Below are 12,555 nucleotides of genomic sequence, written 5' to 3'. Positions count from 1 at the left end.
TGGTGCGGGTCATCGGCATGATCGGGGGGATGAGCTGGGAATCCTCGGCCGTCTACTACCGCGTCGTCAACGAACTGGTCCGCGAACGCCTCGGCGGGCTGCACTCGGCGCGTTGCGTGCTGCACTCCGTGGACTTCGCCGAGATCGAACGCCTCCAGGTCGAGGGCCGGTGGGAGGAGGCGGGGGAGGTGCTCGCCGGGGTCGCGCGCTCGTCGGAGGCCGCCGGCGCGGACCTCCTGCTGCTCTGCACCAACACCATGCACAAGGTCGCCGACGCCGTCGCCGCGGCGGTCTCGATCCCCCTCCTCCACCTCGGCGACGTGACCGCGGACGCGGTGCGCGCGCGGGGCCTGGACCGGGTCGGGCTCCTCGGCACGGCGTTCACGATGGAACAGCCCTTCCTGCGGGACCGGCTCGCGGCCGGCGGGGTGCGGACCCTCGTCCCGGACGAGGACGACCGGGCCGAGGTGCACCGCGTGATCTACGAGGAACTGTGCCGGGGCGAGATCCGGCCGGCCTCGCGGCAGCGCTACCGCGAGGTCATCGACCGGCTCGTCACGGCCGGGGCCGAGGGGATCGTGCTGGGCTGCACCGAGATCGAGCTGCTCGTCGGCGCCGAGGACAGCCCCGTCCCCCTGTTCCCCACCACCCGGCTGCACGCGGAGGCCGCCGTGGCGCGGGCCCTGGACCCCCGTTGAGCGACCGCCGCGCGCGACCGGCCCGCCGTCAGGCGTGCGGCAGGGCGAAGTTGTAGCCCTGGGCCCGGTGCGCCGCGCCGGCGGCGCACGCGCCGTCGGTCGGGTAGCCCCAGAAGAACATCACGAAGCACTTGTCGCAGAACCGCCAGTTCCGCTGCCGGGTCGCGGTCTCGGGCACGTCGTGCGGCAGCACGAAGTTGTAGCCCTGCGCCCGGTGGGCCCCGCCGGCGGGACAGACCCCGTCGGTCGGGTAGCCCCAGAAGTACATGGCGTAGCACTTGTCGCAGAAGCGCCAGTTCTTCTGGTCCGTGGAGGTCTCCGGGACGTCGTAGGGCAGCACGAAGTTGTAGCCCTGGGCCCGGTGCGCCCCGCCGGCGGGACACACGCCGTCGGTCGGGTAGCCCCAGAAGAACATCGTGTAGCACTTGTCGCAGAACCTCCAACGGTCCTGGGTGGCCAAGGCCCCGGCGGCGGGGGCGGCCGTGACGCGCGGGGCGAGGGCGACCGTCGCGGCGGTCACGGCGCCCGCCGTCACGAGGGCGGCGCGGCCGAGGAACGAGCGGCGGGTGGGATCGGGAACGGGGGAGTCGGGGACGGCTGAGCGGGGTGTGGGCACGGGGCATCCCTCGGTCGGTGTGGGTGAACGGGAGGGTGCGCCGGGCGGCGCGAGCCGATCGTGGCGCCGGCGGCCGGAGCCGGACAAGACGGGGCGGGGGAGGGCACGAGCGGTCGGTGACGGCGCGTCGGAGGTCGCGTTCCGGGCCCGGTACCACCGGGCGCCCGGCGTCCCGTGCCCGGGCCGACCGCACGCCGTCGCGCACCCCGGGGCGCGCGGCGGGGACCGGCGTGGGACCGGTACCCGAGGGGGACGCGGGACTCGGGGTTTCCTCGGGGTGATCTCGGGGTTCGTTCAGGGTGGGCTCAGGGGACCGCACGGGTGTGCGGGGCCGTGACCAGGGCATCAGAACGGAAAGCGGAACAGAACGCGAGGAGCGGGTCGTGGAATTCTCGGGGATCTTCAGTGCGATCGTGGTCGGTGTCGTGATCGGCGTCCTGGGCCGGTTGGCCCTGCCGGGCCGTCAACGCACCGGTTTCCTGTGGACGATCGTGGTCGGCATCGTGGCGGCGTTCGTCGGCACGGGCATCGCGGCGGGCTTCGGGGTGGCGGACACGCCCGGAATCGACTGGATCGAGTTGGCGATACAGGTCGGCCTCGCGGCGGTGGGCGTCGCGGCGGTGGAGAAGCTCAAGGGCCGCTGAACCGAGGCCCGGGGCGGGAGGGGTTGACGGCCCGGGAGGTCAGGGGCTCCGCTGTCGTGAAGCGTGATCCTCGCACCCGACGAGCGGAGAACCCATGACCACGCCCGAGCCGGCACCCGGCCCGTCCGAGCCCACCGACCCCGTGCCCGGAACGGCCGGCTACGGAGGGGAGGCCGCCGCACGCCTCGTCGAGCAGTACGAGTCCGTCGGGCTCGCCGACGTGCACCCTCATCTCCTGCCCCTGCTGCCGGATTCCGGGGCCAGGGTCCTCGACATCGGGTCCGGCAGCGGGCGGGACGCGGCGGCCCTCACCGAACGCGGACACCGCGTCGTGGCCGTCGAGCCCACGGCCGAACTGCGCGCCCTCGCGCGCGCCCGTCACCCCGACCGGCCCGGCCGGCCCCCCGTCACCTGGGTCGACGACGCCCTGCCCGCCCTCCCCGCACTCCGGGAGCGGGGCGAGACGGACTTCGACCTGGTGCTGGTCACGGCCGTGTGGATGCACCTGGCCCCCGCCGAACGGGCCCTGGCCCTGCCGGTGGTCGCCGGACTGCTCGCCCCGGGCGGCCTGCTCTCCCTGACCGTGCGGCACGGGCCCGTGCCCACCGGACGGCACATGTTCGAGGTCCCCGACGAGGAGGTCCGCACCGCCGCCGCCGAGCTCGGGCTCACCCCCGTGCACCTCGGATCACGCGGTGACCTGCACGGGCGGGACGGCGTGCACTGGTCGGAGCTCGTGTTCCGCGCTCAGCCCTGACCGGATCCCGGCGGGGAACGGGCGGGGGCACGGCGACGGGCCGGACCGGGGCGCTGTTCCCGGGCCGACCCGTCGAGGTCCGAGCAGCAGGCGCAGCCAGAAGCGCGTGTGTGTGGACGGGTCCACGGTAGGACCCGGGTACGACAATCCGGTCGGGCCCGGGGCCGGGGCGGCTCCGGGAGCGGTGCGGCCCGGGTCCCGGGGCGTGGCATGATCGGACGATGTCCGAACGCATCATCGCGGCCGCCGACGGGGCGGCCAAGGGAAACCCGGGTCGCGCAGGCTGGGGCTGGGTCGTCGCCGACGCCGACGAGCGGCCCGTGCGCTGGGCGGCCGGTCCGCTCGGCCACTCGACCAACAACGTGGGCGAGTTGACGGCCCTCCTCGAACTGCTGCGGGCCGTCCCCGCCGACGCCGACCTCCAGGTCCGGATGGACTCCCAGTACGCCATGAAGGCGGTCACCCAGTGGCTGCCGAACTGGAAGCGCAACGGATGGAAGACGGCCGCCGGCAAGCCCGTCGCCAACCGTGAACTCGTGCAGGCCATCGACGAGCTCCTGACCGGCCGCACCGTCGAGTTCCGCTACGTCCCCGCGCACCGCGAGGACGGCGACCACCTGAACGCGATCGCCGACAAGGCCGCGAGCGACGCCGCCCAGCACCAGCGGGCGGCCGGCACGGAACACGGCGACGACCTGCCCGTGCCCGACCCCGTCACCGCGGGCTCCGCCCCGAAGTCCCGGCCCGCCGCCAAGACCGGGGCGCGCAAGGCACCGACCGGCGGAGCGAAGGCTTCCGGCGGGACGAAGACCTCCGGCGGGGGACGACCCACCCTGAACGCCAAGTTCCCCGGCCGCTGCCCCTGCGGGCAGCCCTATCCGGCGGGCGAGAAGATCACCCGGATCGGCACCCGCTGGGGCCACCTCGCCTGCGCGGACACCCTGGAGTCCCCCGAGGACTGAACCCGCCCCCGGGCTCCTAGCCCCCGCCCCCGACCGCTCAGGGGCGGGCGCGGCCCGGGTGCAGCAGTATCTCGCTGCCCACCGGCACGAAACCCGAGGCCAGGAACGCCCGCAGGGAGCGGGCGTTGCCCGGCGAGACCGCCGCGAACACCGGCTCACCCGCCGGCACCAGCGTCAGGGCGTCGGAGATCAACCCCCGACCGGCACCGGCGCTCGCGCCGGGGCCCCGGGTCGTGCCCTCACCGGGGTTCGACTCGGACTCCGCCGCCCACCGTTCCACGCTCAACTCGCGGCGCCCCGCGACCCCCCGGGCCACCGTGATCACCCCGCGCTCGTCCTCGTACGCCCGGACGTCCGTCCGCAGACCGCGGGCCCGGATCACCCTCGGGTGCGCGAGCCCCCGCGGCCCGGCCTGCGGCAGCCGCGCCGGCCCGCCCGCGCCGAAGGCCACCAGGGTCACGTCCAGGACGTCGAACCGGGCCTTCGGCCCGCCCAGCGCGGTGAGGAACTCGGGGGAGTGCGCCCCGCCGAAGCCGTCCGCTCCCGCCGCCCGCACCTCGTCCGCCGGCAGGGAGGTCGCCACGTACGCGTGCCCGGTGAAGGCCACCACGCACTCCAGGCCGTCATCCGTCGCCGGCACCACCGTCACCCCGCCGTCCACCGGCGGGAACACGCCCCGGGCGGCGTCGAGGAACACGGACAACAGCGGGTGCGGCGGCGCGAGAACGGTCATGGCACCCACGGTAGGCCCGCCCCCGCGGCCCCCCGACACCACCCCCGACCTCGGCCGTTTCGAGGGATCAGCGTTCGGGTCGCCGCTCGGGCCCCGCGCCGCAGGCGGGGGCCGGCACGGGCGGCACGGGCGGCGGGGGCGACGCGGGCAGTCGGGCCACGGCCCGGGACAGGGCCACCAGGTCCTCGTCGCTCTGCGCCGAGCGCACGCTCCACCGGGGCCCGTCGTCGCAGGGCTCCGGCAGCCGCCACGCGTGCGCGCGCATGACGCTGGTGAGGACGGTGGCGTCGGCGGTGAGCCTGGCCTCGCTGCGTTCGCGCCCGGCCCGCACGGCGCTGTCGTACGTGGCGCGCCCCAGGGAGTCCGGCAGGTGCGGGGCCAGCCGCAGCAGCGCGTCGTGGATGGCGTTCTCCCGTTGCACCAGGCGCACCTCCAGCGGCGCCCGCGCCAGGCTCGTGACCCCGTGGTGGGGCGCGGCGGGCGACAGCACGCTCCACAGCGGGCGCAGCTGGCGGTAGCGGTGCCACAGCCGCCACCGCGAGCCCATGGTCTGGTCGATGGGCGGGATCAGGAACCCGCAGCCGATGAGGACGGCGGAGAAGCCGGCGGCGGCGAACGCGAGGTCCGTGGAGAGCCAGTCCAGGTCGCGCCCGAGCCAGTGGGCCGTGATCGCGGTGTACTTGAGCACGTCGTAGCAGAGGTTCAGCAGGTATCCGCAGACCATGGTGAGCAGCCCGGCCCGCAGCGAACCGGGTACCTCACGGGCCCAGCGCATGCACAGCCTGGTCATGGTCAGGCCCGCGACGGTGTGCGCGAAGAGGTAGAGCAGGATCATCTCGCGCATGCCGGGGGTCGAGGCGTAGTACGTGTCGAGATCGCGCAGCCGCTCCACGGGCGCGTCGGCGACCGAGAAGCAGACCACCAGCCCCACGCACACCAGCGCGTAGGCGATCAGGCAGATCCGGGTCGCCCGCCGCAACCGCCGGGGGTCGGGGCCGCCGCGCCAGTGGATCAGCAGGACCAGGCAGGAGCCGGAGAAGGCGGTGAGCGCGCAGTAGGCGATGGGCGCGGCCACGTTCGGGACGCCGAAGAACGCGTTGATGAACTTCAGACTGGGTGGAGCGGAGGTCGCGAACACGGCGACCGCCACCAGCAGCAGGGCGACGACCGCCCGCAGCAGGGTGTCGTGGGGGGCCCGGATCAGGGCCTGGAGTTTGTGGAGGAAGGCGAGGAACAGCAGGCCGGCGGGGATGGAGAAGAACACGCCGGCGAGTTCGAGGGTCACGGGAGGGTCCGTCGGTTCCGGGGGTGGGGGGCGCCGGCCGGTCGGGCGGCGGGGGTCACGGGGTGGTGTCCGGGGGCGTGGCGGCCGGGGTTTTGGGGCTCTTGGCGGTGTCCGCGGCGCGCGCGGTCCGGAGCGGGAACGCCGGATCGGCCGGGTCCGGCACGGGAACGGGCACGGGGGCGGGCTTGGGCGTGGGGGTGGGCACGGGGCGCAGCGCGCGGGGCGGGACGGCGTGCCGCGCGGCGAACACCCGGCTCAGCTCGGCCAGCCGCTCGGGCGAGGTGTCCACGAGCGACCCGGGGGCCCGCCGGTCGCCGCACGGCGCTTCGCCCGCGGCCCGGTCTCGCAGGGCCGCGTCGATCATCGCGGCGTCCCCGATGCCCTCGGCCCGGGCCGGTGGCTGCCCGGCGCGACGGGCGGCGGCCCCGGCGGCGATCTTGCGGTCCACGTCGAGGTGCCCGCGCAGTTCCACGAGCCGGTCCGCGATCTCCGTGGCCCGCGCCTCCGCGCGGGCGGTGACCGCCCAGAACGGCAGCGGGACCCGGTACGGGGCCCGGGCGGGTGCCGCGTGCAACGCCGCCCACAGCGGACCCATCGCCCGATGGGTCCGCCAGGCCCGCCACACGTCCTCGACGCGCGGCCCCACCGAGGGGAGCAGGAACCCGAGCACGACGAGCAGCGAACCACCGGAGGCGAGGGCGGGCGCCAGATCGGTGCTGAGCGGGTCCACCGCCGGCCCCGCGCCCAGCCAGCGGGCGACGACGGCGACGAGCTTGGCGACCCCGAAGGCCGCGTTCAGCGCGAACCCGCCGACCAGGATCCGCAGCCCCGTGCGCATCGTGCCCCGCCCAACGGCCCCGGACCAGCGCGCGCACATCACGGTCACCACGAGGGCCGTCGCGGTGTGCGCGAGGAGGTAGCAGACGATGGCCTCGCGGATGTACGGCGTGAGCGCGTAGTAGGTGTCGAGGTCCCGGGGGCGCTCCACGGGGGCCTCGCCGAGGGCGAAGAGCACGGCGACGGCGCAGCTCGTCACCAGCGCCATGGCCGCCCAGCCCCGCACCAGGCGCCGGGTGCGTTCGGGGCTGCCGCCGCGCCAGCGCACCACGAGGGTGAGGCAGCCGGCCGCGAAGGCCAAGACCAGCGAGTAGACCAGCGGCGCGCCGATGTTGGGGACGCCGGTCAGCGAGTTCAGCAGGTGCAGGGAGGGCGGCGCGGCGCACAGGAAGGAGACGCAGGCCACCGCGATGAGCAGGGAGATCAACCGCACCAGGGGTTCACGGCGCTCGCGCACGAGCACCGGGAGGCGCAGGAGGAAGGCGAGGAACAGCGCGCCCGCCGGGAGGTAGTAGCCGCTGTCCGTCACGCCGTCGTGTCCTGTCCCGCTTCGGGTGCCTGATCGTTTCCCCGCTTGTTTCCCCGCTCGCTTCCCGGCGGGGGCCGGTGGTGCGTCCCGGGGTTCGGGGCGCGTCCGCGACGGTGCCCCAGACTGGCCTGCACGCGTTCGGCGACGCCGCCCGCGGCGGGCGTCGCGCCCTCGGCGAGGTAGGGCCGCAGGGCCGCGCTCAGGTACAGCGCGAGGGTCTCGGCGAACTCCTCCTTCTCGTCGTCGAACTCGTGCCGGGCCGCGACCGCCAACTGTCCGTCGGGCCGCTCCAGGTCCGGGGCGTCGTCCAGGGCGGCGCGCACGGCGTCCTGCGGGGCGGTGTGCGAGCAGTGCCCCTCCAGCAGGTGCGCCAGCTCGTGCCCGATGATGACGAGCTGGTGCTGCTCGGTGGTGCCGGCCTCGACCAGGATCGCGGCGAACGTGTCGGCCTCGACCGTCAGCCCGGAGACCCCGCCCTCCATCGGCACGTACCGCAGGTGCACGGGCCGGCCCAGGACGCGGGCGGCGTAGTCGATCAGGGCGGCCGTCAGCTCCTCCATGCCGGTGGGCACGGGGTCGAGGCCGGCGAGGATCTCGTCGCGGAGTTCGAGCACCCGACGGGCCGGACGTCGACGGCCCCGGGAGCGGATGTGGGGGAGGAGGCGACGGAACATCAGTCCTTCTCGGGGTACGGGTGCGTGCGCGAGATCGGGTGGGGGACGCGGTCGGCCGGATCCGGGGGCGGTGCGGGCGCGGCCGCGCGTGGCCGGTTCGGTGTGCCGCCCCGGCGCGGGGGACGGTCCGACCGGGACACGGGGGTCACGCGGCCCCGGGGCGCGGCCCACCGCTCGTGGCGGGGGTGCCCCGGCGAGTTCCGTGACCGGCGCGACGGGCACGGCCGGGGCGAGCCCGGTCGAGGCGGGCACGGTCGGTGCGGGCACGGTCGGTGCGGGCACGGTCAGGGCGGGCCGAAGGGGCGGGGGAGAGGTCGTGGGACGCGTGCGAACCCGGGTGGTGCGGGAGCGGGCTGTGCGCGTCGGGCACGGACGACTCCTTGGGTTCGGGACTCGGCGACGCGGTCGAGAGTAGTCGGGAGGAAGGATGGGGAACAGGGCCCGGCCGGCCCGGATCGCGGGCCCCCACCGGGCGTGACGCGCGGGCGCGGAGGCCGGGTCTCGGGAGGGTGGGTTCCGCAACATGCTTGCACATCAGGGCCGTTGTGGCCCGGGTCCGCGACCCCGGGCGGGCGGCGAGGATCCGGAGCGTGCGGGCGATCGTCCCCTTGCGCACGATTGGTGAGCATTGCGGGCCGGCTGAAAACAGACCCTCGTGGAATGGGTCGATCCGCCCGTGGAGGTCCCCGCCGGCCGCCGCGCACCACGTGCACACGGGCGTCGCCACATCTCCCCCTCCCCTTCACCCGCGGGACTTCCCCCTCCCACCCGACCGTGACAGAACCGACCGCATGTGCGACGACGACCTGACACCGCCCCGTGCGGACCTGACCGAGGACGAGTGGCTGCGCGCCGAACCGACCGCCGGCCGCGCCCCCCACCCCCACGCCCCCGTGCCCGCCACCGGCACCGAAGCCCGCCCCACGACACGCCCCGGCACCGGCGCCGGCCTGCCCGGCAGACGCACCGTGCTCGGCGGCGCCCTCGCGGCCGGCGCCCTCGGCCTGCTCACGGCCGGTCCCGGCGCCGGCCGTGCCCACGCCGCCGGCGACCCGACCCGGACCGCCGCCCGGTCCGCGAAGTTCCCGCTGCCCACCGCGCCCGACGCGGCCGGCGAGTTCACCGTGCTCGTCACCGGGGACGCCGGCACCGGCGGCGCCGGCCAACTCGCCGTGATGGCGGCCGCCCGCGAAGTGGCCCGCGCCCGGGGCGTGGACCTCGCCGTCGGCCTCGGCGACAACATCTACGAGAACGGCCCCGAGTCCGCGACCGACAGCGAGTTCACGACGAAGTTCGAAACCCCCAACACCGGCGTCGACGTGCCCTGGCTCATGGTCCTCGGCAACCACGACTGCTCCGGCCTCATCCCCGGCAGCGGCGGCGACCCCTCGCGCGGCGACCGAGAAGTGGCCTATGCCGCCGGCTCGCCCCGCTGGTACATGCCGAGCCGCTACTACTCGGTGGCCCTCCCCGACACGACCCCCGGCGCCGACCCGCTCGTGGAGTTCTTCGCCCTCGACACCAACCCCGTCGCCTCCACCGTCACCCAGGTCGACCCGTACTACCGCTGGAACGGCCCCTACATGCGCGAGCAGCGCTCCTGGCTCGACCGCGCGCTGACGGCCTCCCGCGCCCGGTGGAAGATCGTCCTCGGCCACCACCCGTACCTCAACAACGGCAAGCACGGCAGCGCCGGCTCCTACGACGGCTTCGTCATCGGCCACTACACCTCCGGCATCCACCTCAAGGAGCTGTACGAGGAGGTGGTGTGCGGGCGGGCCGACCTCATCCTGTCCGGCCACGACCACACCCTCCAGGTCCTCGAACCCACCGGCCGCAGCCGGGGCACCCGCCAGATCGTGTGCGGCGCCGCCGCCAAAACCGGGGACGGCAAGGCCCACTTCTCCCACCCGTCGGCCTGGCAGAACTTCACGGACCTCGGCTTCATGACCCTGACCGTCTCCGCGCGCGGCCTCACCCTCGACACCCACACCGTCGACCCCGCCGGCCGCACGGCGCGCACCGCCCACAGCATCACCCTCACCGCTCCGCTGAACGCCCCCGCGCGCACCCACTGACCGACCGGAGGGCCGCGCGCCGACCCGGGCGCGGCCCTCGGCGGCGGGGCGCTTGGGGCGGGGGGGTGCGGGCCTCGGGTGGTCCGCGATGCGAGACGCGGCGATCCCGAGCGCCCCGGCCGGCGCCCGTCGCCGCGCCCCCGTCCGGACCCGGCCGCACCCGGCCAGGCATCCGTTCCGGAGCGTTCCGGATCCGTCGAACGACCGAATCGGAGGAGACCCCTCCGGGGCCGGCTCCGGCCCGCCGGCCCTGATCGGCCGGCCGGTCGGGGCCGGTAAGGCACCCGGAAAGGGGGGCGGAAAGGGAGCGCCTCACCTACTGCTCGGCAGACCCGGACCACCGTTCCGTTTGCGGGCCCCGACCGGGGGCCGTGCGTCCCTCCGCCCGCCCCGACACGCCCCGACACGCCCCGAAACCCCGTCCCCGGTGCGTTGCCCGACCCGTCGTCACCGTGGTAGAGCTTCCGCCATGACGCTGCGTGCCCTCCTTCTCGGCTGCCGCTGCGGGGCCTGAGGACCGGCACCCCGCAGCGGGTGTCGGGCTGCGCCGGTCCTTTCGCGACCGAGCCGAGGAAAGACACCTCCTTGAACACCCACGCCACACCCGCGTCCCCTCACGCCGACACCCCCGCCGAGCTCCCCGGCGGCCTCCCCGGGCGAGGCTTCCCCACTCTGAGAGCCCCCGCCGGGGACCGCCCCGCCGACGCCCCGCACTGGAACCCGCAACGACCGGGCGCCATGCGCAGCGACCGCTACCGGCCCGCCGAACAGCGGGTCCCGCTGCCCGAACTCCCCGACCGTGCCTGGCCCTCACGACGCCTGACCCGGGCCCCGCTGTGGGTGCCCGTCGACCTGCGCGACGGCAACCAGGCCCTGGCCGAACCCATGGACCCGGCACGCAAACGACGCCTCTTCGACCTCCAGGTGGCCATGGGCTACAAGGAGATCGAGGTCGGCTACCCCTCCGCGAGCCGTGCCGACTTCGACTTCGTCCGTCACCTCGCCGACTCCGGCGCGGTCCCCGAGGACGTCACCGTCTCCGTGTTCACCGCCGCCCGCGCCGACCTCCTCGACCGCACCCTCGAATCGGTCCGCGACCTGCCGCGCGTCCTCGTCCACCTCTACACCGCCACCGCCCCCACCTGGCGCGAGGTGGTCCTCGGCCGCGACCGGGCCGAGGTCCTGCGCCTCGTCCTCGACGCCGCCGACCACCTCGCCCGCGGAGTCGCCCGACAGCCGCACGGGGAATCCCGGATCCGCTTCGAGTTCTCCCCCGAGGTCTTCAACCTCACCGAACCCGACTACGTCCTGGAGGTCTGCGACCGCGTCACCGAACTGTGGGACGCGAGCCCCGACCGGCCCGTCGTCCACAACCTCCCCGCCACCGTCGAGATCGCCACCCCCAACGTGTACGCCGACCAGATCGAGTGGATGCACCGCCGGCTCGCCCGCCGTGACGCCGTCATCCTCTCCGTCCACCCCCACAACGACCGGGGCACGGGCGTGGCCTGCGCGGAACTCGCCGTCCTCGCCGGCGCCCAACGCGTCGAGGGCTGCCTGTTCGGCAACGGCGAACGCACCGGCAACGTCGACCTCGTCACCCTCGCCCTCAACCTGCACGCCCAGGGCGTGGACCCGATGCTCGACCTGTCCGACATCGACACCGTCCGCGCGGTCGTCGAGGACTGCAACCGGCTCCCCGTCCACCCACGCCACCCGTACGCCGGAGACCTCGTGCACACCGCGTTCTCCGGCACCCACCAGGACGCCATCGCCAAGGGCATGGCCCACCACCGGGCCCGCGCCGAGGCCCTCGGCGTGCCGGAGCGGGAGGCTCCGTGGGACGTGCCGTACCTGCCGGTGGACCCCGCCGACCTCGGCCGGAGCTACGAGGAGGTGATCCGCGTCAACTCGCAGTCCGGGAAGGGCGGCGTGGCCTACCTGCTGCACACCCGACACGGCCTGGACCTGCCCCGGGCACTGCGCCCCGAGTTCGGGACGGTGGTGCAGGGCGTCGTCGACGACAGCGGACGAGAACTGGGACACGCCGAACTGCGGGCGCTGTTCGAGAGGACGTACGTCGAGCCCGGCCGCCGGGGACGGCACGTGCCGCACGCGTGGTGGACCGAGGAGGACGCGCCGGGCGCGCACCGCGCCGGCGTCGTGCTGCGGGACGGGGAGGACGAGCGCGGGTACGAGGGCACGGGGAACGGGCCGCTCGCGGCCCTGGTCGACGCGCTGCGGGGGACCGGACTCGACGTGGACGTGCTGGACTACAGCCAACACGGCCTGCGGCCGGCGGACCCCGGGCCGGTCGGCACGGCCGTCGAGGAGAGCGCTGCCGGGGCGGACCCCGTCGGGGCGGACGCCGTCGGGGCGGACGCCGCGGGTGAGGGTTCCGGGGCGCGGGTGCCGGCCGTCGCCTACGTGCGCTGCCGGGTCGACGGTCGCGAGGTGTGGGGCGCCGGAATCGACGGCTCGGTGCTGACCGCCTCGGTACGGGCCCTGCTCGCGGCCGTGGCCCGAGCCCGGACCGAGCCGGACGCGGGCGCCGGCGCCGAGCCGGGTGCCCGCGCCGAGCCGGGTGGCGGCGTCGAGCCGGGTGCGGGGGTGCCCGTCGGCGGGCTCGTGTCCTCGCGGGCCTGACCCCCGGCGGCGGACCGGTGCGCGGTCCGCACGCGAGCGAGGGCCCGGTTCCCGGCGGACGTGTCCACCGGGAACCGGGCCCTCGCGGGCCGGGGG

General features: G+C 75.4%; 11 protein-coding genes. 6 read left to right on the top strand and 5 right to left on the bottom strand.

Annotated features, from left to right (window positions below):
• Positions 1–2 precede the first annotated feature (2 nt).
• On the top strand, positions 3–698 hold the full coding sequence (locus tag ACN20G_RS31785) for an aspartate/glutamate racemase family protein (protein WP_424217409.1): 696 nt from the start codon (positions 3–5) through the stop codon (positions 696–698).
• A 28-nt stretch (positions 699–726) separates the two neighbouring features.
• On the opposite strand, the gene ACN20G_RS31780 is transcribed toward ACN20G_RS31785, so the two are convergent.
• Entirely contained in the window at positions 727–1,314 is a 588-nt protein-coding gene (locus ACN20G_RS31780; protein WP_424216703.1) for a hypothetical protein, read from the bottom strand.
• A gap of 383 nt (positions 1,315–1,697) precedes the next feature.
• On the opposite strand from ACN20G_RS31780, the gene ACN20G_RS31775 reads away from it, so the two are divergent.
• The 3 genes from ACN20G_RS31775 (at position 1,698) to ACN20G_RS31765 (ending at position 3,677) form a co-directional block, all read left to right on the top strand.
• Positions 1,698–1,958 carry a GlsB/YeaQ/YmgE family stress response membrane protein gene (locus ACN20G_RS31775; protein WP_424216702.1) on the top strand — a complete coding sequence of 87 codons (261 nt, stop codon included), beginning with the start codon at positions 1,698–1,700 and terminating at the stop codon, positions 1,956–1,958.
• A 94-nt stretch (positions 1,959–2,052) separates the two neighbouring features.
• Positions 2,053–2,715, top strand: a complete 663-nt coding sequence (locus ACN20G_RS31770) for a class I SAM-dependent methyltransferase (RefSeq protein WP_424216701.1) — start codon at positions 2,053–2,055, stop codon at positions 2,713–2,715.
• A gap of 221 nt (positions 2,716–2,936) precedes the next feature.
• On the top strand, positions 2,937–3,677 hold the full coding sequence (locus ACN20G_RS31765; RefSeq protein ID WP_424216700.1) for a ribonuclease H family protein: 741 nt from the start codon (positions 2,937–2,939) through the stop codon (positions 3,675–3,677).
• A gap of 37 nt (positions 3,678–3,714) precedes the next feature.
• Here the strand turns inward: ACN20G_RS31765 and ACN20G_RS31760 are convergent, their stop codons facing one another.
• The 4 genes from ACN20G_RS31760 to ACN20G_RS31745 all read right to left on the bottom strand — a co-directional run bounded on the left by ACN20G_RS31760 (position 3,715) and on the right by ACN20G_RS31745 (position 7,735).
• Positions 3,715–4,410 carry a hypothetical protein gene (locus ACN20G_RS31760; protein ID WP_424216699.1) on the bottom strand — a complete coding sequence of 232 codons (696 nt, stop codon included), beginning with the start codon at positions 4,408–4,410 and terminating at the stop codon, positions 3,715–3,717.
• 67 nt (positions 4,411–4,477) lie between these two features.
• A complete protein-coding gene (locus ACN20G_RS31755; protein ID WP_424216698.1) occupies positions 4,478–5,695 on the bottom strand; it encodes an MAB_1171c family putative transporter in 1,218 nt (405 codons plus the stop codon).
• Positions 5,696–5,750: 55 nt separating this feature from the next.
• Positions 5,751–7,061, bottom strand: coding sequence for an MAB_1171c family putative transporter (locus tag ACN20G_RS31750; protein ID WP_424216697.1), 1,311 nt, complete (start codon positions 7,059–7,061; stop codon positions 5,751–5,753).
• Entirely contained in the window at positions 7,058–7,735 is a 678-nt protein-coding gene (locus ACN20G_RS31745) for a toxin-antitoxin system, toxin component (protein ID WP_424216696.1), read from the bottom strand. The genes ACN20G_RS31750 and ACN20G_RS31745 overlap by 4 nt, the downstream gene beginning before the upstream one ends.
• A gap of 791 nt (positions 7,736–8,526) precedes the next feature.
• Here ACN20G_RS31745 and ACN20G_RS31740 point away from each other — a divergent pair.
• A complete protein-coding gene (locus tag ACN20G_RS31740; RefSeq protein ID WP_424216695.1) occupies positions 8,527–9,813 on the top strand; it encodes a metallophosphoesterase in 1,287 nt (428 codons plus the stop codon).
• A gap of 738 nt (positions 9,814–10,551) precedes the next feature.
• The gene (locus tag ACN20G_RS31735) at positions 10,552–12,459 is read left to right on the top strand and encodes a 2-isopropylmalate synthase (protein WP_424216694.1); all 1,908 of its coding nucleotides are present in this window, start codon (positions 10,552–10,554) and stop codon (positions 12,457–12,459) included.
• Positions 12,460–12,555 lie beyond the last annotated feature (96 nt).

The sequence above is a fragment of the Streptomyces dryopteridis genome (assembly GCF_049606955.1).
GTDB lineage: Bacteria > Actinomycetota > Actinomycetes > Streptomycetales > Streptomycetaceae > Streptomyces.
Note: the sequence above shows the minus strand (reverse complement) of the source record. Positions and strands in the feature narration are given on the sequence as shown.